Source organism: Streptomyces lasalocidi (assembly GCF_005280215.1).
In the GTDB taxonomy this organism is placed as follows: Bacteria; Actinomycetota; Actinomycetes; order Streptomycetales; family Streptomycetaceae; genus Streptomyces; species Streptomyces longwoodensis.
The window spans coordinates 4,174,330-4,192,394 of record NZ_SZNQ01000001.1 but is presented as its reverse complement, the minus strand read 5'-3'; the positions used below and the strand labels follow the sequence as shown (position 1 = coordinate 4,192,394).

18 protein-coding genes are annotated in these 18,065 nt (G+C 74.5%); 5 read left to right on the top strand and 13 right to left on the bottom strand.

The annotated features are described in order from the left end of the window. Window positions 1–7: 7 nt before the first annotated feature. A complete protein-coding gene (locus E4U91_RS18850; protein ID WP_137307948.1) occupies window positions 8–754 on the top strand; it encodes an SLATT domain-containing protein in 747 nt (248 codons plus the stop codon). Window positions 755–770: 16 nt separating this feature from the next. On the opposite strand, the gene E4U91_RS18845 is transcribed toward E4U91_RS18850, so the two are convergent. The 3 genes from E4U91_RS18845 to E4U91_RS18835 form a co-directional block, all read right to left on the bottom strand. Continuing rightward, complete coding sequence (locus E4U91_RS18845; protein ID WP_137307947.1) at window positions 771–2,612, bottom strand: serine/threonine-protein kinase; 1,842 nt, start codon at window positions 2,610–2,612, stop codon at window positions 771–773. 78 nt (window positions 2,613–2,690) lie between these two features. Next, complete coding sequence (locus E4U91_RS18840) at window positions 2,691–3,149, bottom strand: MarR family winged helix-turn-helix transcriptional regulator (RefSeq protein WP_137307946.1); 459 nt, start codon at window positions 3,147–3,149, stop codon at window positions 2,691–2,693. Further along, entirely contained in the window at window positions 3,146–3,751 is a 606-nt protein-coding gene (locus E4U91_RS18835) for a DJ-1/PfpI family protein (RefSeq protein ID WP_137307945.1), read from the bottom strand. The genes E4U91_RS18840 and E4U91_RS18835 overlap by 4 nt, the downstream gene beginning before the upstream one ends. Window positions 3,752–3,946: 195 nt before the next feature. Between E4U91_RS18835 and E4U91_RS18830 the strand changes: the two genes are divergently transcribed. The 3 genes from E4U91_RS18830 (at window position 3,947) to E4U91_RS18820 (ending at window position 6,934) form a co-directional block, all read left to right on the top strand. Then, entirely contained in the window at window positions 3,947–5,302 is a 1,356-nt protein-coding gene (locus E4U91_RS18830) for an aspartate aminotransferase family protein (protein ID WP_137307944.1), read from the top strand. 122 nt (window positions 5,303–5,424) lie between these two features. Beyond that, window positions 5,425–6,126, top strand: a complete 702-nt coding sequence (locus E4U91_RS18825) for a GntR family transcriptional regulator (protein WP_137307943.1) — start codon at window positions 5,425–5,427, stop codon at window positions 6,124–6,126. A gap of 157 nt (window positions 6,127–6,283) precedes the next feature. Further along, entirely contained in the window at window positions 6,284–6,934 is a 651-nt protein-coding gene (locus E4U91_RS18820) for a hypothetical protein (RefSeq protein ID WP_137307942.1), read from the top strand. A 12-nt stretch (window positions 6,935–6,946) separates the two neighbouring features. On the opposite strand, the gene E4U91_RS18815 is transcribed toward E4U91_RS18820, so the two are convergent. The 3 genes from E4U91_RS18815 to E4U91_RS18805 form a co-directional block, all read right to left on the bottom strand. Beyond that, window positions 6,947–7,237, bottom strand: a complete 291-nt coding sequence (locus E4U91_RS18815; RefSeq protein WP_137307941.1) for a hypothetical protein — start codon at window positions 7,235–7,237, stop codon at window positions 6,947–6,949. Between the two features lie 110 nt (window positions 7,238–7,347). Continuing rightward, window positions 7,348–7,557: a hypothetical protein gene (locus tag E4U91_RS18810; protein WP_137307940.1), complete on the bottom strand. Its 210-nt coding sequence runs from the start codon at window positions 7,555–7,557 to the stop codon at window positions 7,348–7,350. 65 nt (window positions 7,558–7,622) lie between these two features. Then, window positions 7,623–8,906, bottom strand: a complete 1,284-nt coding sequence (locus E4U91_RS18805; protein WP_137307939.1) for an adenylosuccinate synthase — start codon at window positions 8,904–8,906, stop codon at window positions 7,623–7,625. 212 nt (window positions 8,907–9,118) lie between these two features. Here E4U91_RS18805 and E4U91_RS18800 point away from each other — a divergent pair, with 212 nt between their 5' ends. Beyond that, window positions 9,119–9,952, top strand: a complete 834-nt coding sequence (locus E4U91_RS18800) for a diacylglycerol kinase family protein (protein WP_137307938.1) — start codon at window positions 9,119–9,121, stop codon at window positions 9,950–9,952. A gap of 104 nt (window positions 9,953–10,056) precedes the next feature. Here E4U91_RS18800 and E4U91_RS18795 read toward each other — a convergent pair whose 3' ends face one another. From E4U91_RS18795 to E4U91_RS18765, 7 genes are all read right to left on the bottom strand, one after another. After that, window positions 10,057–11,262 carry a cytochrome P450 gene (locus tag E4U91_RS18795; RefSeq protein ID WP_137307937.1) on the bottom strand — a complete coding sequence of 402 codons (1,206 nt, stop codon included), beginning with the start codon at window positions 11,260–11,262 and terminating at the stop codon, window positions 10,057–10,059. 83 nt (window positions 11,263–11,345) lie between these two features. Beyond that, on the bottom strand, window positions 11,346–12,011 hold the full coding sequence (locus E4U91_RS18790) for a response regulator (protein WP_137307936.1): 666 nt from the start codon (window positions 12,009–12,011) through the stop codon (window positions 11,346–11,348). Beyond that, window positions 12,008–13,354 carry a sensor histidine kinase gene (locus E4U91_RS18785; protein ID WP_174867823.1) on the bottom strand — a complete coding sequence of 449 codons (1,347 nt, stop codon included), beginning with the start codon at window positions 13,352–13,354 and terminating at the stop codon, window positions 12,008–12,010. Before E4U91_RS18785 ends, E4U91_RS18790 begins: the two co-directional genes overlap by 4 nt. Before the next feature lie 94 nt (window positions 13,355–13,448). Next, the gene (locus tag E4U91_RS18780) at window positions 13,449–14,195 is read right to left on the bottom strand and encodes a response regulator (RefSeq protein ID WP_137307934.1); all 747 of its coding nucleotides are present in this window, start codon (window positions 14,193–14,195) and stop codon (window positions 13,449–13,451) included. After that, window positions 14,192–15,637, bottom strand: a complete 1,446-nt coding sequence (locus E4U91_RS18775) for a sensor histidine kinase (protein ID WP_241678625.1) — start codon at window positions 15,635–15,637, stop codon at window positions 14,192–14,194. Before E4U91_RS18775 ends, E4U91_RS18780 begins: the two co-directional genes overlap by 4 nt. Next, a complete protein-coding gene (locus tag E4U91_RS18770) occupies window positions 15,630–16,862 on the bottom strand; it encodes an acyltransferase family protein (RefSeq protein WP_137307933.1) in 1,233 nt (410 codons plus the stop codon). The genes E4U91_RS18775 and E4U91_RS18770 overlap by 8 nt, the downstream gene beginning before the upstream one ends. Further along, entirely contained in the window at window positions 16,855–17,958 is a 1,104-nt protein-coding gene (locus E4U91_RS18765; protein ID WP_137307932.1) for an alpha/beta hydrolase, read from the bottom strand. Before E4U91_RS18765 ends, E4U91_RS18770 begins: the two co-directional genes overlap by 8 nt. Window positions 17,959–18,065 lie beyond the last annotated feature (107 nt).

Below are 18,065 nucleotides of genomic sequence, written 5' to 3'. Positions count from 1 at the left end.
GTGCCGGGTGGGTCAGCCGGAGATGCAGCCCGAGGGTCCCCCTCAGGAGGAGCGGGGCGGGGGCGCGGCCGGGCTGCGGCCGGGCGACCTGTCCGGGCGGGCGTTCCCGCTCGGCGACTGGGGCGAGCCGGCCGCCCGCCTCGACGAGCTGTACCGGTGGGCGGAGCGCGGCGCGCTGGAGACGGCGGCCTGGTACCTCGCGGACCGGACCGGCAAGCGGCGCGGGGCGCGGGCGCTGCGCGCCGGGACGGCGGCGGGGGCCGTGGCCGGGGCGGCGCTGCCGTTACTGGACCTGACGGGGGTGCTGGACGGGGCGGCGCGGTGGGCGTACCTCGCCGTGCTCGTGGCGGTGTCGTGCGCGGGCGTGGACCGGTTCTTCGGGGTGACGTCCGGCTGGATGCGGGACGTGGCGACGGCGCAGGCCGTGCAGCGGCGGCTCCAGGTGCTCCAGTTCGACTGGGCGGCGGAGAGCGTGCGCGAGGTCCTGGGGCCGGCCGAGGGCACGGCGGCGGAGGCGGCGGAACGGTGCCTGGCGGTGCTGCGGCGCTTCTCGGAGGACGTCACCGAGCTGGTCCGCACCGAGACCGCGGACTGGATGGTCGAGTTCCGCACGGGCCCGGCCCCGCTCGGCATCCAGTCGGCCCTGACCGCGGGCGGCCGGGGTGCCGACCTCCCCGACCGGGCCCGCTTCTCCGCCCACCCGAACGGCGGCCGCCCCAACATGCCGAGGCAGCGCCCGCCGGAACCGAGGTGAGCCGGGGGCGTCCCCCTCAGCCCTGACCCTTCGCGTACGTCAGCTTCTCCCCCGTGCTCGTGTTCACCCGCTGCAACCGCCCGTCGGAGAGCAGCGTGACCTCCGTCGGCGCCCCCGGGGTGCACGACGTGCGCGGCTCACCCGTGGTGACCTTCGAGGGTCCGATCTTCAGCGGGCCGTTCCCGGAGGGCCGGGCCGCCAGGGTCGCGGTGAACTCGCAGTGGTACTCCGCCCCCTCCGCGACCAGCGTGAGCACGGCGTCGCCCACCTCCCCCTGGACCAGGGTGAGCCGCCGCGTGTTGGTCCCGCCCGCGTTGTCGATCGTCGTGGTCCACGTGCCGAGGTAACCGTCCGGGACCGCCCCGTCCGTGCTCGCGGAGGGCGACGGCGACCCGGACGCCGACTCCGAGGGCGTCGGACCGTCCGAGGACGTGGTGGGCGTCGGACCGGGTGACGTGCCGTGCGCCTGCCCGCCCCCGTCGTCGTGCCCGCCCCCGAGGAACGCGTACACCGACCCTCCGGCGGCCAGCGCCACCACCAGCGCGATCACGACGAGCAGCACGGTCCGCCCCCCGCGCCGCGACTCCTCTGGCTCGTCGTCGCCGGGACCGTACGGGCCGTAGGGGCCGTCCGGGCCGACGGGTCCGGCCGGGTCGTACGACCCGTACGGCTGCGTGAGCGGCGGGCCGCCGTGGCCGGTGTACGGCGGCTGCGGCGCGGTCCCGCCGGCGTACGGATTGTCCGGCACCGGCTGCCCCGCCCAGCCGGCCTGTTGCGGGTAGCCGTAGGCGGCCTGCGGATGCGGCTGGGCGTGCCCGTACGCGGGCGCCGCGGGCGGCGGGACCGGCGCCGCCGGCTGCGACGGTACCCCGACGGGGCCCGGCGCCAGGGCGGGCCGGCCGGGCGAGCCGTGCTCGGGCACCGCCCCCTCCGGGTCCTCCGTGTCGAGCAGCCGTACGGCGTGCCGCCCGAGCTGCGCCACCAGCGCGCCCGGCAGCCAGGGGTCGCGGGAGCGGCCCTCGAAGACGGTGTCCTCGGCGCCGGTGCGCTCCAGGATCCACTCCAGCGTCGGGCGGGCGGCCGGGTCCTTGCGCAGGCAGGCCCCGACCAGGTCGGCGAGGCCCTCGGGCAGGCCCGCCAGGTCGGGTTCGCCCTCGGCGATCCGGTACATCAGGGCGTGCGCCCCGCTGTCGGCGGAGCCGAAGGGCAGCGTGCCGGTGGCCGCGTACACGAGCACCGAGCCGAGGCAGAAGACGTCCGACGCGGGCGTGATCCGCTCGCCGCGCACCTGCTCGGGCGCCATGAAGCCGGGCGAGCCGATCACCGCGCCGGTCCGGGTGAGGCCGTCCGTGCCGGGCGCGCCGGACGTCTCCAGCGCCCGGGCCACACCGAAGTCGATGACCCGGGGCCCCTCGATGGTGACCATCACGTTGGACGGCTTGAGGTCGCGGTGGACGATCCCGGCCGCGTGGATGTTGGTGAGCGCGTGGGCGAGGCCGGCGGCGAGGATGCGCACCGACCGCTCCGGCAGCGGCCCGTGGTCGCGGCCCACGACCTGTTCCAGGCTGGGCCCGGCGACGTAGCCGGTGGCGACCCAGGGCACGGGCGCCTCGGTGTCGGCGTCGAGCACGGGCGCGGTCCAGTAGCCCCCGACCCGCTGGGCGTTGCGCACCTCCTGCCGGAAGCGCGCCCGGAACTCCTCGCGGGCCGCCAGATCGGCCCGCACCAGCTTCACCGCGACCGTCCGCCCGCGGTCCGAGCGGGCGAGGTAGACCTGGCCCATGCCACCGGCCCCCAGCCGCCCGAGCAGCCGGTAGCCACCGATGCGCTGCGGATCCCCCGGTCCCAGCTTCTCCATGGCCGCCCCACCTTCCCCCCACACGTGTGATCGGGGCGAGGATAATCCCGCAGCCCGGGGAGTCGTGCGGCACGGTGTCTACGGTTCCGTAACGGGTGGCCCCAGCGTGTCCAGGACCGCCGCCAGCCGTTCCAGCGCGGCGACGGCCGCGGCCAGCTCCGCCTCCCCGTACGCCTCGGCCAGCCGGTCGGCGAAGGCCGCGTGCCCCGGGCCGATGCGGGCGACCGCCTCCCGCCCGGCCGCGGTGGGCGCGAGGAGCTTGGCGCGGCGGTGCGCCGGGTTGGGCCGGTAGTCGGCGAGGCCGCGCTCCACGAGCAGGTCGGCGATGCGCTGCACGCTCTGCCGGGTGATGCCCATGGCCCGGGCGATCCCGGCGACCGGCAGCGGCTCGGACAGCACCGCGCCGAGCACCTGCCACCAGGCGGCGGTCAGCCCCGCGGGCCGGGCCAGCTCCTCGGCGACCGCGAGGAACTGGCCGTTGAGCCGGAACACCCCGAGCGCACCGCGGCTGAGCAGCTCCTGGCGCTCCCGGCTCACCGGGCGGCCGCCTGCTGGAGCACCGCGTAGGCGCCCGCGTCGGAGTCGTGGAACAGCCGGTACCAGGCGTCGAGCACCTCGCCCTCGTACACACCGAGCAGCGCCAGCACCTCGCGGGCGAAGGCGACGGGCTCGGTCGGCCCCGCCGTGACCAGGCCGCGGTCGGTGACGGCGTCGGCCTCCACGTACCGCTCGCCGCCCGCGTAGCCGGAGGCGGCCAGGTAGAACGAGACCGCGCTGGTGTGGTCGCGGTCGTCGAGCAGGCCCTCGCGGGCGAGGCCGAGGGTGGCGCCGCAGATCGCGGCGACGGGGACGCCGGCGTCCAGGAAGGCGCGGGCCGCGCGGGCGAAGGGGGCGAGGTCGTCGCCCGCGTCCCACAGGTCGGCGCCGGGCAGGACGAGCAGCGCCGCGTCCTCGGGGCGCAGCTCGGCCAGCGCCAGGTCGGGCCGCACGCGCAGCCCGCCCAGGGAGCGGACCTCGTCGGTGGTGGGGCCGACGGTGCAGACCGGGAAGCCGGCCCGGGCCAGGTGGGCGGTCGCGTGCCCGGTCTCCCAGTCGGCGAAGGTGTCGTACACGGCGAGGTGCACGGGCTTGCGGTTCATGAGTCCTCCTCGGGCCTCGCGACGAACCTGCATGACAGAATGCTGTCACTTGGACAGCCTGCTGTCAAAGCACCTTCAGGGGGCTCCGGCCACTCCCGTACGCCCCTCACGCCCGACAACCTGTCGCGGAAAGCCCGGGTCCGCAGACAGGACGCCGATACCGCTTCCGCATCGCGGACACCTACGCTCGCGGGCATGACCCCTCAGACCGACCCCCGGGCCGGCGCCGCCGTGAAGGCCGCCGACCGCGCGCACGTCTTCCACTCCTGGTCCGCACAGGAACTCATCGACCCGCTCGCCGTGGCCGGCGCCGAGGGGTCGTACTTCTGGGACTACGACGGCAACCGCTACCTCGACTTCACCAGCGGGCTCGTCTACACGAACGTCGGCTACCAGCACCCCAAGGTCGTCGCCGCGATCCAGGAGCAGGCCGCCCGCCTGACCACCTTCGCGCCCGCCTTCGCCGTCGAGGCCCGCTCCGAGGCCGCCCGGCTGATCGCCGAGCGCACCCCCGGCGACCTCGACAAGATCTTCTTCACCAACGGCGGCGCCGACGCCGTCGAGCACGCGGTGCGCATGGCCCGGCTGCACACCGGCCGCCCCAAGGTCCTGTCGGCCTACCGCTCGTACCACGGCGGCACCCAGCAGGCCGTGAACCTCACCGGCGACCCGCGCCGCTGGGCCAACGACAGCGGCACCCACGGCGTGGTGCACTTCTGGGCGCCCTTCCTGTACCGCTCCCGCTTCTACGCCGAGACCGAGGAGCAGGAGTGCGCCCGGGCGCTGGAGCACCTGGAGACCACGATCGCCTTCGAGGGGCCCGGCACCATCGCCGCGATCCTGCTGGAGACCGTCCCGGGCACGGCGGGCATCATGGTCCCGCCGGCCGGCTACCTGGCCGGGGTGCGCGCGCTGTGCGACCAGTACGGCATCCTCCTCGTGCTGGACGAGGTCATGGCGGGCTTCGGCCGGACCGGCACCTGGTTCGCGGCCGACCTGTTCGACGTCGTGCCCGACCTGATGACCTTCGCCAAGGGCGTCAACTCCGGCTACGTCCCGCTCGGCGGCGTGGCGATCTCCGGGAAGGTCGCGGAGACCTTCGGCAAGCGGCCCTACCCCGGCGGCCTGACGTACTCCGGACACCCGCTGGCCTGCGCGGCCGCCGTCGCGACGATCAACGCCATGGCCGAGGAGGGCGTCGTCGAGAACGCCGCCCGGCTCGGCGCGTCGGTCGTGGCGCCGGGCCTCGCCGCGCTGGCCGAGCGGCACCCGAGCGTCGGCGAGGTGCGCGGCGTCGGCATGTTCTGGGCCCTGGAACTGGTCCGCGACCGCGAGACCCGCGAGCCGCTCGTGCCGTACAACGCGACCGGCGAGGCCAACGCGCCGATGGCCGCCTTCGCCGCCGCGGCCAAGGGGCACGGCCTGTGGCCGTTCGTGAACATGAACCGCACCCACGTGGTCCCGCCCTGCAACGCGAGCGAGGCCGAGCTCAAGGAGGGCCTGGCGGCGCTGGACGCGGCGCTGTCGGTGGCCGACGAGTACACCCCGTAGCGGTACCGCCCGAACAGGCCGGGCCCCGCCCGATGCGACCGCGTAAGGTGGCGTGCTCGTAAGGACAGACGAGCACGCCCCCCGCGGGCGAGCGGTGCGACCACGAGGGAGACGTCCCGTCCATGCCCGGCAGCAGCGGCACCGGTGCCGTGACGCGCAGCACCCTGCGGCAGCAGATCGCGGACGCGCTCCGCGACGAGGTGCTGGCGGGGCGCCTCCAGCCGGGCCAGGCGTTCACCGTGAAGGAGATCGCCGACCAGTACGGCGTCTCCGCGACCCCGGTCCGCGAGGCCCTGGTGGACCTCTCCGCGCAGGGCCTGCTGGAGGCCGACCAGCACCGGGGCTTTAGGGTGCACGCGTACTCGGTCGCCGACCACCGGGGCATGGTCGAGGCCCGCAGCCTGATCACCGACGGCATGTTCCTCGCCCTGGAGGACGGCCACCCGGGCCTGCATGACCTCGACGACCCGCGCACCGCGGCCGCCGTCGCGGGCGTACGGCGCCGGGGCGAGGAGGCCCAGCGCGCCGCGGCCGCCGGTGACCTCACCGTCCTCATCGGCTACGATCTGCGCTTCTGGCGCGAGTTGAGCGCCCTGTTCGGCAACCCCTACCTGGTCGACTTCCTGCACCGGCTGCGCGTGCAGTCCTGGGTGTGCACCGTGCAGCACCTGCGCCGGCTCACGGACCTGCGCGGCCACCTGTGGGCCGGGCACACCGAACTGGTCGACGCCCTGCTGGCGAAGGACATCCCCGCGGCCCGCTCGATCCTCACCGCGTACCACGCGCACTCCGCCGAGCTGGTCGAGCGCCTGGCCGCGGGATAGCGGGACAGGACAACCGGCTCCGGTGCGGCCGGCTCCGCTGCGGGCATCCCCGGTGCGGGCGTCCCCGTGTGGGTAGGGGACCTGCACGAGGCCGCCCGCCCCGACTACGCTTCCCTGACCGTTCTGCGCACCGTACGCACCGAATGAGGAGCCCTCGTTGGCCTGTGACCTGTGGCTGGTACCGCTCGTCGACGTGTTGTGCCACACCCCCGACAACCCGTTCGCCGAGGAACTCGCGCAGTACAACACGGCGCTCGCCGAGAACGGCCTCCCACCGGTCCCGGTGTACCAGTACATGCCGGGCCTGTCCGGCGAGGTCGCCCCGGTGGCCGGCTTCGACTACGACGCACTGCACTTCCTGCGCCGCGCCTACCTGCTCCAGGTGTGCCGGCTGCCGGTGACGCCGGTCGACGAACTCGGCGGCGACTACGAGCAGTTGCTGGAGATGTTCGAGACGACGGCCCAGCAGTCCCACCTGGTGTGGCACTACGACCACGCGGGCGCCTACGTCCCGGTGGACTTCGCCCACCCGCTGTCCAACGACGACCTGCTGGCCGGGGGCGGCCCGCTCGGCTCCTCGCAGGCACTGCTGCGCGAGCTGGAGCACGTCGCCCCGACCATCGGCATCGACCCGGCCAACCCCCCGGCGGCCCCCCAGGCCCCCACCGCTCCCACGGAGTTGGAGGAGCCCGCCGTACCGGCGCCGTACGACCCCAGCCCCTTCGCCCGGGAACGCCACGTCTGGCTGGGACTGCACGCGGCGGCTACCCGGTCGCTGGCGCAGGGGTCGATGATCGTGTTCAGCTGACCCGGCGCGGGGTCAGCGCAGCCGGGACAGGCCCCGGTGCAGGTCGTCCAGGTTCATGATGGGGTACACCTCGACCTCGGCGTTCAGCTGCGAGAAGAACGGCTCGCCGTTGCGCGGCATCTCGGAGCTGTCCTGCATGTCGAGGAAGAGCAGGGCCGTCCGCCTGCCGCCGATGGCGCCGAAGTAGGCCGCCTCCGGCTTCAGCATGTCGAGGGTCTCCTGCAGCAGCTCGGGCATCTTGCCGCTTCGGATGACCTCGTTGGCCTTCTCCGTGTCCATGGTCGCCTTCATCAGCACGCGCATCGTGATCACCTTCTTCTGGCCGACGCACGTGGGTACCGGATCAGAATATGCCGGTATGCGGCGTTTGGCGCGACCAGTGAGGGGGTAGCGAACGGGCCCCGCGCGAGGGGTCAGAGACGGCCGATCAGAGTGATCTCCGGCGGCCACAGCACGCCGCTCGCCATCAGCAGCGAGGGGCCGAGGTGCACCGGGCACACCCGCAGCGGGGGCCGGTCGTGGCGGGCGACCTCGAAGACGGCCGGGTCGGCGCAGTCCGTGCCGTCGGTCCCGTCGTCACCGCCGTACGGTCCCCGGCACAACGCGCTCCGGTGGACGCCCATGCACCGATTGTCCCCCGGTCGGCGCGCTGCCGCCCGGGGGACGAACCGGTGGTGCCGCGGAGCGGCTACAGGAACGAGTTGATCTCGATCGTCTCGTCCCGGCCCGGGCCCACGCCGATCGCGGAGATCGGGGCGCCGGACATCTCCTCCAGCGCCTTGACGTAGTTCTGGGCGTTCTTCGGCAGGTCGGAGAACGACTTCGCCTTGGTGATGTCCTCGGACCAGCCCGGCAGCGTCTCGTAGACCGGCTTCGCGTGGTGGAAGTCCGACTGGGAGTACGGCAGTTCCTCGACGCGCTTGCCGTCGATCTCGTACGCGACGCAGACCGGGATCTGCTCCCAGCCGGTGAGCACGTCCAGCTTGGTGAGGAAGAAGTCGGTCAGGCCGTTCACGCGGGTCGCGTAGCGGGCGATGACCGCGTCGAACCAGCCGCAGCGGCGGTCGCGGCCCGTGGTGACGCCCCGCTCGCCGCCGATGCGGCGCAGCGCGTCGCCGTCCTCGTCGAACAGCTCCGTCGGGAACGGACCGGCGCCCACCCGCGTGGTGTACGCCTTCAGGATGCCGATGACCCGGCTGATCTTCGTCGGGCCGACGCCGGCACCCGTGCAGGCGCCGCCCGCGGTCGGGTTGCTGGAGGTCACGAAGGGGTACGTGCCGTGGTCGATGTCCAGGAGCGTGCCCTGGCCGCCCTCGAACAGCACGACCTTGTCGTCCTCCAGCGCCTGGTTCAGCACCAGCACCGTGTCGGCGACGTACGGAGCGAGCTTCTCCGCGTAGCCCACCAGCTCCTCGACCACCTGGTCGACGGCGATGGCGCGCCGGTTGTAGAGCTTGGTGAGGATCTGGTTCTTGACGTCGAGGGCCGCCTCGACCTTCTGCGTCAGGATCGACTCGTCGTACAGGTCCTGCACGCGGATCCCGACGCGGTTGATCTTGTCGGCGTACGTCGGGCCGATGCCGCGCCCGGTGGTGCCGATCTTGCGCTTGCCGAGGAACCGCTCGGTGACCTTGTCCACCGTCACGTTGTACGGCGTGATGATGTGAGCATTGCCGCTGATCAGGAGCTTGGACGTGTCGACGCCTCGCTCGTTCAGACCGCTCAGCTCGGAGAGCAGGACCGACGGGTCGACGACGACGCCGTTGCCGATGACCGGCGTACATGTGGGCGAGAGGATTCCGGAAGGGAGGAGGTGGAGTGCGTACTTCTGGTCGCCGACGACCACCGTGTGGCCGGCGTTGTTGCCGCCCTGGTAGCGCACTACATAGTCCACCGAGCCACCGAGCAGGTCGGTGGCCTTCCCCTTGCCTTCGTCACCCCACTGAGCACCGAGCAGCACAAGTGCGGGCACGCGCGTACACCCCTTCCGGGCGGGGCATGTCCAAGGTCAGGGGCGTGGGCGTAAGGTACACCGCCGCGTGCCACCGCGACCGTCGTTGGCCGCACAACCGTCGGACCGGATGCCCCGGAATAGACGAAGCCCCTGGCGCAATAGCGCAAGGGGCTCTTGCACAAAGATGCTACCCGAGGAAGCGAGGCAGGACCGAGGTGGCGACTTCCGCGATGTCCGAACAGCTGCTGGTGGTCGTCGATCCGGTCGCCCGGCGGACGGACGGAGAGTCCGTGCGCATCGCGAAAGACGTGCTCAGCGCGGGTGCGGCCACCAAGGTGTGTCTGCCCGGGGACGCCGAGGAGTTCGCCCGCGCCCTCACCCGGCGCGGCTCGCGCCGCCCGGTGGTGATCGGCGACGACCGCTCGCTGGTGCGCGCGGTGTCGCTGCTGCACCGGCGCCGCGAGCTGTCGGGCTGCGCCCTGTCGGTGGTCCCGGTCGGGCCGTACCTGTCCGTGGCCCGCTCCCTGGGCGTCCCCACGGGCACGGTCGCGGCGGCCCGGGCGGTCCTGGAGGGCAGGGAGCGCCGGCTGGACGTCCTGGTCGACGACAGCGACGGGGTGGTCCTGGGCGCCCTGCGCATACCGTCCGTGCCGCTGACGCCCTCCTGCGGCCCCGGTGAAGCCGCCGGGGCCCGGCCCTGGCTGCGCACCTGCCAGTCCCTGGTCCGCACCCTGGTCCCGGCCCGCCCCCAGCGGGTCGCCCCGGCGCCGGCCCCGGCCCCGCCGCGGCTGCGCATCGAGGTCGACGGCGAGACCCTGGTCGACCTCGGCCAGCCCCTGGAGGCGGTCTCGGTGGCCCCGGGCGCCGCCGGACTCGCCGACGTCGAGGTCCGCCCCCTGTCGGTCGGCGCGGAGGCGTCCCCGCTGCTGGCCCGGGGCCGACGGGTCACGGTCTCCGGGCCGGACTTCCGCTACCGCGCCGACGCGGGCGAGGCGGGCCCGGTCCGCCGCCGCACGTGGACGGTGTGGGAGGGGGCTCTGGGGCTGGTGCTGCCGGAGGGGTGAGGGCCGGGGGGCCGGGCCGGGGGGCCGGGCCGGGGGGCGATTGGCCCTGACCCGGCCGGCCGGGGAGCTTTCGTGGCGCCATGACGCCTGACGGCGGGTGCGGGTCAGCGGACCTCCACGGGCAGGCCCTCCAGGCCGCGGATCACGAAGTTCGGCTTGCGGGCGGGTTCCGCCGCGAGGGCGAGCGTCGGGGTCTTCGTGAGCAGGGCCGTCATGGAGGCGGCCAGTTCGATGCGGGCCAGGGGGGCGCCGATGCAGTAGTGGATGCCGGCGCTGAAGGAGATGTGCGGGTTGTCCGCGCGGGTCAGGTCCAGGCGCTCCGGGTCGGTGAACACGGCCGGGTCGTGGTTGGCGGACCCGAACAGCAGGGCCACCTCGGCACCCTTCGGGACGGTCGTGCCGTCGATGTCGATGTCCTCCAGCACCCAGCGCTCGAAGAGCTGCAACGGGGTGTCGTACCGCATCAGCTCCTCGACCGCCGACGGCACCAGCGCGCGGTCGGCGCGCAGCGCGGCCAGCTGGTCCGGGTGGCGGAACAGCGCGTACCAGCCGTTGACCGTGGCGTTGACGGTCGCCTCGTGACCGGCGTTGAGCAGCAGCACGGCCGTGGAGATCATCTCCTGCTCGGTGAGCCGGTCGTCCTCGTCGTGGGCGGCGATGAGCCCGGAGATCAGGTCCTCGCCCGGCTCCTCGCGCCGCGCGGCGATGAGCGCGCGCAGGTAGTCCGAGAACTCCACCGACGCCCGCACGGCCCGCTCCGCCGTCTCCTCGGACGGACTCAGCTCGTACATCCCGCAGATCGCGGCCGACCACGGCCGCAGCAGGTGCCGGTCCCCCTCCGGGACGCCCAGCATCTCCGCGATCACGGCGACGGGCAGCGGCTCGGCGACCTCCGTGAGCAGGTCCCCGCCGCCCCGCGCGCGCAGCCCCTCCACCAGCTCACCGGCCAGCTGCTCGATGTAGGGCCGCAGGCGCTCCACGGTCCGCGGTGTGAACGCCTTCGACACCAGCCGCCTGATCCGGGTGTGGTCCGGGGGCTCCAGGTCCAGCATCCCGTGGTCGTTGAGCGTGTGGAACGGCTCGTGCTCCGGCGGCGGCGCCGTCCGCCCGAACTCCTCGTGCGCGTACCGGTGCAGGTACGTCCGCCCCAGCCGCCGGTCCCGCAGCAGCGCCGACACGTCGGCGTGACGCGGCACCAGCCACTGGTCGGTGGCCTCGAAGTACCGCACCCTCCCCTGGGCGCGCAGCTCGGCATAGGCGGGGTACGGGTCGGCCACGAACGCCGGGTCCCACGGATCGAAGGCAACCATGCGGGGACGCTACCCGCCCGGCCCCCCACTGACCAGGGGCTTCCCGGCGGGCTTCCCGCACACCGGCCCCCGCTGTCCGCCGGCTACCCCGGCGTCACCAGCCGCGCCTCGTACGCGAACACCGCCACCTGCGTACGGTCCCGCAGCCCCAGCTTCACCAGGATCCGGCTGACGTGGGTCTTGATCGTCGACTCGGCGACCACCAGCCGCTCGGCCATCTCGGCGTTGGACAGGCCCTGGGCGATGTGGATCAGCACCTCCGTCTCCCGCTCGGTGAGGTCGCCGTAGGCGGCCTGGGCCGACGGCGGCAGGCGCGGGGTGTCACCGAGCTTGGAGAACTCCGTGATCAGCCGCTTGGTGACCGAGGGCGCCAGCAGGGCCTCGCCCGCCGCCACCACCCGCACCCCGTCGGCCAGCTGCCGCGCCGAGGCGTCCTTCAGCAGGAACCCCGACGCCCCGGCGCGCAGCGCCTGGTAGACGTACTCGTCCAGGTCGAACGTGGTCAGCACCAGCACCTTCGCCGTGGTGTCCGAGGCCACGATCTCCCGGGTCGCCTCGATGCCGTTCAGCTCGGGCATGCGGATGTCCATCAGCACCACGTCGGGGGCCAGCTCACGCACTCGCCGCACCGCCTCCCGGCCGTTCACCGCCTCACCGACCACCTCGATGTCCGGCATGGCGTTGAGCAGGACCGAGAAGCCCTCGCGGACCATCATCTGGTCGTCCGCGACCAGCACCCGGATCGTCACGCCTCCTCCTCGCCCGTGGACCGCGCCGGCAGGAACACCGTCACCTCGTAGCCCCCGGCCTGCGTCGGGCCGGCCGTCATCTCACCGTCCAGCATCGACACCCGCTCCCGCATCCCCGTGATCCCGTGCCCGGCGCCCGGCGACGGCCGCACCTGGCCCGGCTCCGGGGGCGCGGAGTTGACGACGCGCAGGCCCAGCCCGCCCAGGACGTAGGCGACCTCCACCCGGGCACCCGCGCCCGGCGCGTGCCGCAGGGCGTTGCTCAGCGCCTCCTGCACGATCCGGTACGCCGACAGCTCCACCCCCTGCGGCAGCTCCCGCACCGCCCCGGTCACCGTCTTGCTCACGTCCAGGCCCGCCTCCCGCACGTTGGCCAGCAGCGCGTCCAGGTCGGCGAGCGTGGGCTGCGGAGCGTCCGGCGCCTCGTAGTCCTCGGCGCGGACCACGCCCAGCACCCGGCGCAGCTCGGTCAGCGCCGCCACCGCGTTCTCCCGGATGGTGGCGAACGCCTTCTCCAGCTCCTCCGGCGGGTTCTCCACCCGGTAGGGCGCGGCCTCCGCCTGGATGGCGACCACCGACATGTGGTGCGCGACCACGTCGTGCAGCTCGCGGGCGATCGTGGTGCGCTCCTCCAGCAGGGTCCGGCGGGACCGCTCGTGCGCGGTCGCGGTGCGCTGGGCGGTCACCTCCTGCCGGGCGTCGCGCCGGATGTGCCAGACGGTGACCGCCAGCAGGGCGATCGCGGAGACGACCAGCATCGGCGCGGTGTTGGAGCCGTAGTCGTCGCCGCCGCCGAACAGGAACTCCGCGACGAAGCCGTAGGCCCCCGTGAGCGCCCACATCCAGGCCGCCGTGCGCGGGCGGGTGCGTATCGCGACGATCGTCAGCACCGCCACGTGGGAGACGCCCGAGCCCGGCAGCCACGGCCAGTCCAGCAACGAGCCGTTGAGCACGGTCACGACCGTCGTCACCACGAAGGACAGCCAGAAGGCGCCGACCGGGCGGATCAGGGTGAGCAGCACCGGCACGGCGACCAGCAGACCGCCGAGCGTCGGCCCCAGACCCCCGCCGCCCGAGGCCCAGCCCACCAGCATGGCGAACACGGCCACGCCCGCCACCAGCCAGTGCGGCGTCCACAGGGCGTACTGCCGCATGCGGGGCGTGAGGCGGCCGGTGATGGGGCCGTCCACGCTCATCGCGGGCAGCGGGCGGTAGGCGAACGCGTCGTGGAACAGGTCCTGGCGCAGGCCCCGCAGGGCGCCCGCCGCGAGCCGGTACTCCGGGCTGCGCGGTCGGCCGCCCGCTGCGGGCGGGGCCGTCTGGGTGTGGGTCGTCTCGGTCACGCTCCCCAAACTAGAGGCGGCGGGAGGTCCCCGGCGTCACCAGTGAGAGGGGTCCTGCGCCATCCGTCTCAGGTACTACGGGTCCTGCCGCGGCTCAGTACCCCGACGGGCGCACCAGTCCCGACTCGTACGCGAACACCGCCGCCTGGGTGCGGTCCCGCAGGCCCAGCTTGACCAGGATCCGGCCCACGTGGGTCTTCACGGTCTGCTCGGCCACGACCAGGTGCCGGGCGATCTCCGCGTTGGACAGGCCCTGAGCGATCAGCGTGAGCACCTCCGTCTCGCGCTCGGTGAGGTCGCCGACGCGTTCCTTCAGCGGCGGGCGGAGCGTGCCGTTCAGCCGGGAGAACTCGGTGATCAGCTTGCGGGTGATCCCCGGCGCGAGCAGTGCGTCCCCGGCCGCGATCACCCGGACCGCCTCGGCGAGCTGGTCGGCGGAGGCGTCCTTCAGCAGGAACCCGGACGCCCCGGCGCCCAGCGCGTCGTACACGTGCTCGTCCAGGTCGAAGGTCGTCAGCACCAGGACCTTGATGTCCGGTGTGGCCTCCTTGATGCGCCGGGTCGCCTCGATGCCACCGAGCTCGGGCATGCGGATGTCCATCAGCACGACGTCCGGGAGCAGGCCGGCGACCTGCTCCACCGCGTCGAGGCCGTGCACCGCCTGGCCGATCACGTCGATGTCGGGGTAGGCGTTGAGCAGCACGGTGAAGCCCTGCCGGACCATCTGCTGGTCGTCGGCGATCAGCACACGGATCGTCCCGCCGGCGGGGCCGCCGGCCGGGCCGCTGGAGGGACCGCCGGCGGGGTCCTGGACGGGATCGGTGGTCGGGCCGCTGGTCATGGGGTGTGGTCTCCTGTCGGGGGCGGGTCCGGGAAGAACAGTTCCATGCCGTCCGGGGGTTCGGTGTCCTCGTCCGGTGCGGTGGGCCGGGCGGTGCCGTCGCGCGGCAGGAAGGCGAGCACGCAGAACCCGCCGTGCAGCGTGGGGTGCGCGGTGACCCGGCCGCCGAGCATCGCCGCCCGCTCGCGCATGCCGAGCAGGCCGTGCCCCATGCCGGCTCCCGCACGGGATCCCGCACCGGATTCCGCACCGGTGGGCCGCGCGGCGGGCCGGGTCGGGCGGGAGTTCGTTATCTCCAGGCACAGGCCGTCCGGCCGGTGCGTGAGCTCCACGCGCACCCGGGCGCCCGGCGCGTGCCGCATCGCGTTGCTCAGCGCCTCCTGCACGATCCGGTACGCCGACAGCTGCACACCCGGCGGGTACACCGGCGCCGGTCCCCTGATCTCGCTGACGACGTCGAGCCCGGCTGCCCGGGTGTTCTCGATCAGCGCGTCGAGCCGGTCGAGGGTGGGCTGCGGCGCGTCGGCCGTGGCGCCGCCGGTGGCGCCGAGCCCGTACGGGTCGTCGGGGTTCTCCGAGCGCAACACGCCCAGTACCCGGCGCAGTTCGGCCAGGGCCTCCAGGGCGTTCTGCCGGATGCCGTCCAGGTTCTCCCTGAGCTCCCGCGGCGGGTTCTCCACGAGGTGGGGTGCGACCTGGGCCTGGATGGAGATCACCGACATGTGGTGCGCGACCACGTCGTGCAGCTCGCGCGCGATGCGGTTGCGCTCCTCCAGCAGGGTGCGCCGGGCGCGCTCCTCGGCGGTGATGCCCGCCTGCTCGACGAGCTGGTGGCGGGCCACGCGACGGCCGCGCAGCGCGGTGCCGAGGACGACGACACCGGCGAAGAGCGCCACCCCGAGGGCGCCGGTCGGCGTGTAGGAGGCGCCCCCCAGGACACCCTCCAGCCCGTACGTGACCAGAGCGGTCACCGCCAGGACCTCGGCGGACACCCGGGTGGGCAGGCGCAGCGCCAGCAGGAACAGGACCAGGCACTGGGCGACCAGACCCGGCGGCCCCCACGGCCAGGGCGGTTCGATCCGCCCCGGCCCGAGCATCTGCTGCCGGGCGCCCAGCGCCACCACCACGGTCACCGCCGTCGACAGCCACCAGGCCGGCACCGGCCGCCACAGCGCGAGGGCCACCGCGACGCCCTGCGCGGTCGCGCACAGCAGACCGAACTGCGGGCCGAGGCGGTAACCCTGCGCGAACTGGTCCGCGTTGGCGACCGCCACCCCGAACGCCACCAGGCAGACCAGGCCGTGCGGCAGCCACCGCAGCCACACCGACGGCGGCAACGGCGCCGCCCGCAGCGTCCACAAGTCCTCGCGCAGCACCCGCAGTCCGCGGATCAGCCGCTTCTCCACCCCGTCCACCCCGTCCACCTTCACCACCCTATGCACGGCGCACCGTCTCCCCGGCGGCCCTGTCCGACGCCCGCCCCACCCGCACGACGCGGCCCCCGCCCGCACTGCGCGCCCGGCGGGGCCGCCCCTGCTCGAACCCGTGGAACGCCGCCCAGCACACCGCCAGCGCCAGCGCGAACACCGGCAGCCACAGCAGCCGGGCGGCCACCCAGGTCAACCGGTCCGGCACGGTGTGCAGTCCGGGCAGCCGGCCGGCGGCCAGAGCGGTGGCCGTGGTCGCCATCATGGCCGTCTGGTGCCACAGGAACACCGTCATCGCCGACAGGTTCACCAGCGCGACCACCGCCCACACCACGGGCCGGCGCAGCGCCCGGCGCAGCCGCTCCCGCAGCAGCAGGGCCAGCCCGCACTGGGCCAAGCCGAACGTCACCGCGGCCAGCGTCGGCGGGTTCAGGTTGGAGACCGCCGCGCCGGGCACACCGACCATCGACGCCGGATAGCCCGCGCGGGCGACCAGCAGCGCCGTCGCCAGCGCGCCGCCCGCCAGCAGCACCCAGCCCGCCCGCGGACGCTCCAGCTCGCCCCGGGTCCACGCCGCGCCCAGGGTGTACGGCACCAGCCAGCCCGCGGCCAGGTTGACCCAGCCGAGCCAGGCGGGGCCCCCGAGGCCGAAGCGCACCAGGTCGACGTGCAGGACGACCACCAGCGACCAGAGCGGGTTCAGCCGGGTCAGCAGCGGGGTCGCCGCCGTCAGCGCCGCGAACACCAGCAGGAACCACAGGGGCGACAGCGCCAGCTTCAGCACCGTGTGCAGGGTGACGAAGGACGCGCCCGTCAGCAGCAGCCCCAGCGCCGCCACCGCCCACACCCCCAGCACGGCGGCGACCGGCCCGAACAGCCGCGCCAGCCGCGCCCGCAGCCAGGCGCCGTACGACGTGCCCCGGGCGCGGGCCGAGGCGAGGCCCTTCGTCGCCACGTGCCCGCCGACCATGAAGAACACCGCGAGCGTCTGGAACACCCAGGACACCGGGGCCAGCCAGGGCAGGTGCCCCAGCGGGCTGGCGGCGCGCAGGGTGGTGCCGTCCGCGACCAGGGCGGTCACCAGCCAGTGGCCGAGCACCACGCCGAGGATCGCGCAGGCGCGCAGGGCGTCCACCGCGCGGTCGCGGTCGGGCGGGGTGGCGGCGTCGATCCGCACGGCCGCCCGCCGTATCCGCGCGCGGAGCGCGGGGGCCGTCGTGCCGTGGGTCGTCCTACGCACGGGTCACCTCCGCGGTGCGGCCGAGGACGATCCGGGCGACGTTGGCCAGGGAGGCGGAGCCCGGTGCGAAGTAGTCGCTGTGGCCGCCCGGTCCGGCGGCGAAGACGTCGGCGCCGAAGGACGGGGACACCGGGTCGGTGCCGAAACCGACGGTCGTGCCGAACAGGTCCGCGCTGACGTGCGGGACGTGCGCCACCCAGTCGTCGGCGCCCCGGGCCGCCCACACCCGGGCCCGGGTGTGCAGGCCGGCCGCGGTGTCCGCGCCCGTGCCCGGACTGCCGAGCAGGACCAGGTCGCCGACGTCCGCGCCGGCCGCCGTGCGGGCGCACACCACCGAGCCGTAGGAGTGGCACACCAGTGTCAGGCGGGCGCCGGGGCCCGTGACGCCCCGCAGCTCGTGCAGGAAGTCCCCCAGGCGCGGGGCCGCTTCGTCGGCGCGGGCCGTGGTCGTCACCGCCGTGCTGACCGTGCCCGGCGTGCGGTAGCCGAGCCAGGCGACCACCGCCGTACGGGTGCCGGGCGTGGCCGTCCGGGTGAGCCGGTGGTGCAGGGACGCGGCGGCCGTGCGCAGGCGGGCGTAGGTGTCCAGCGAGGTGTCGGAGCCCGGGACCAGCACCGCGACCCGGTCGGCGTGGGCCAGGTCGCCGAACACCTCGGTGACCAGACCGGGCCCGCGCCCGTCGAAGGCCAGCAGGGCGCCGCCCGGGGCCGCCAACGCGCGCTCCGCAGCCGCGCGGTGACCGTCGCCGTGGGCCGCGGCCATGCGGGAGGCCAGCGCCGCGTTGGCCCGGTTGGCGGCGTACGCCTGCGTCAGCGTCGCCGCGGTGACCGGGGCGAGGGCGGCCGGACGGGGAGCGGGGATGCCGGGACGGGCCGCGCCGGACAAGGGGACGACCAGGGCGACGACCACGAGGGCGGCGAGCAGCGCCCGCAGGGGCCGCAGGCGGGGCCGGTCCCGCGCCGTGTCCCCGCGCACCTCCCCGTCCCGGTCCGCGCCACCGACCGCACCCGTCCCCCGGCCCGCTTCCCGGGACACCCCCGCGTCCGTCTCCGCGTCCGTCTCCGCGCCCGTCGCCCCGCCCGTCACCGCGCCCATGCCCGTCGCCCTCCCCGCCCGGCCGGTCCGCCCGTCGGACCGCTCTGGCTGGGAAGTTACGGATCAGCGCACGTCGTTCGCGTCCCGCCGCAGAGCTGTTCCGCGAC

Coding starts and splice junctions, on each gene's coding strand:
- E4U91_RS18810 (WP_137307940.1), bottom strand. CDS start 7,557: ATGGGCGTCCACCGGAGCGCGTTGTGCCGGGGACCGTACGGCGGTGAC.
- E4U91_RS18825 (WP_137307943.1), top strand. CDS start 5,425: ATGCCCGGCAGCAGCGGCACCGGTGCCGTGACGCGCAGCACCCTGCGG.
- E4U91_RS18765 (WP_137307932.1), bottom strand. CDS start 17,958: ATGGGCGCGGTGACGGGCGGGGCGACGGGCGCGGAGACGGACGCGGAG.
- E4U91_RS18845 (WP_137307947.1), bottom strand. CDS start 2,612: ATGGAGAAGCTGGGACCGGGGGATCCGCAGCGCATCGGTGGCTACCGG.
- E4U91_RS18780 (WP_137307934.1), bottom strand. CDS start 14,195: ATGACCAGCGGCCCGACCACCGATCCCGTCCAGGACCCCGCCGGCGGT.
- E4U91_RS18815 (WP_137307941.1), bottom strand. CDS start 7,237: ATGCGCGTGCTGATGAAGGCGACCATGGACACGGAGAAGGCCAACGAG.
- E4U91_RS18800 (WP_137307938.1), top strand. CDS start 9,119: ATGTCCGAACAGCTGCTGGTGGTCGTCGATCCGGTCGCCCGGCGGACG.
- E4U91_RS18795 (WP_137307937.1), bottom strand. CDS start 11,262: ATGGTTGCCTTCGATCCGTGGGACCCGGCGTTCGTGGCCGACCCGTAC.
- E4U91_RS18835 (WP_137307945.1), bottom strand. CDS start 3,751: ATGAACCGCAAGCCCGTGCACCTCGCCGTGTACGACACCTTCGCCGAC.
- E4U91_RS18830 (WP_137307944.1), top strand. CDS start 3,947: ATGACCCCTCAGACCGACCCCCGGGCCGGCGCCGCCGTGAAGGCCGCC.